At 50.8% G+C, this 1,232-nt stretch carries 1 rRNA gene; it reads left to right on the top strand.

Annotated elements, in window-relative coordinates:
• Positions 1-10: 10 nt before the first annotated feature.
• Positions 11-1,232, top strand: a 23S ribosomal RNA gene (locus tag M5A78_RS24520); the annotation flags it as partial.

Here is a 1,232-nt window from a genome sequence, read left to right as displayed (position 1 = left end):
AAACCTTTTAGGTTAAGTTAGAAAGGGCGCACGGTGAATGCCTTGGCACTAGGAGCCGATGAAGGACGGGACTAACACCGATATGCTTCGGGGAGCTGTAAGTAAGCTTTGATCCGGAGATTTCCGAATGGGGGAACCCACTGTTCGTAATGGAGCAGTATCTTTACCTGAATACATAGGGTACTGAAGGCATACCCGGGGAACTGAAACATCTAAGTACCCGGAGGAAGAGAAAGCAAACGCGATTCCCTGAGTAGCGGCGAGCGAAACGGGACATAGCCCAAACCAAGAGGCTTGCCTCTTGGGGTTGTAGGACACTCAACATGGAGTTACAAAGGAACGGGGTAAATGAAGCGACCTGGAAAGGTCTGCCATAGAAGGTAAAAGCCCTGTAGTTGAAACTTCGTTCCCTCCTGAGTGGATCCTGAGTACGGCCGGACACGTGAAATCCGGTCGGAAGCAGGGAGGACCATCTCCCAAGGCTAAATACTCCCTAGTGACCGATAGTGAACCAGTACCGTGAGGGAAAGGTGAAAAGCACCCCGGAAGGGGAGTGAAATAGTTCCTGAAACCGTGTGCCTACAAGTAGTCAGAGCCCGTTCATGGGTGATGGCGTGCCTTTTGTAGAATGAACCGGCGAGTTACGATTACATGCAAGGTTAAGTTGAAAAGACGGAGCCGCAGCGAAAGCGAGTCTGAATAGGGCGAATGAGTATGTAGTCGTAGACCCGAAACCAGGTGATCTACCCATGTCCAGGGTGAAGTCCAGGTAACACTGGATGGAGGCCCGAACCCACGCACGTTGAAAAGTGCGGGGATGAGGTGTGGGTAGCGGAGAAATTCCAATCGAACTTGGAGATAGCTGGTTCTCTCCGAAATAGCTTTAGGGCTAGCCTCACGTAGTAAGAGTCTTGGAGGTAGAGCACTGTTTGGACTAGGGGCCCTCATCGGGTTACCGAATTCAGACAAACTCCGAATGCCAAAGACTTATCCGTGGGAGTCAGACTGCGAGTGATAAGATCCGTAGTCAAAAGGGAAACAGCCCAGACCACCAGCTAAGGTCCCAAAGTATACGTTAAGTGGAAAAGGATGTGGAGTTGCTTAGACAACCAGGATGTTGGCTTAGAAGCAGCCACCATTTAAAGAGTGCGTAATAGCTCACTGGTCGAGTGACTCTGCGCCGAAAATGTACCGGGGCTAAACGTATCACCGAAGCTGTGGATTGACACCGT

Origin of the sequence: Neobacillus rhizosphaerae (assembly GCF_937468385.1) — a bacterium.
Lineage (GTDB): Bacteria > Bacillota > Bacilli > Bacillales > Cytobacillaceae > Neobacillus > Neobacillus rhizosphaerae.
This window is presented reverse-complemented; position numbering and strand designations above follow the sequence as displayed.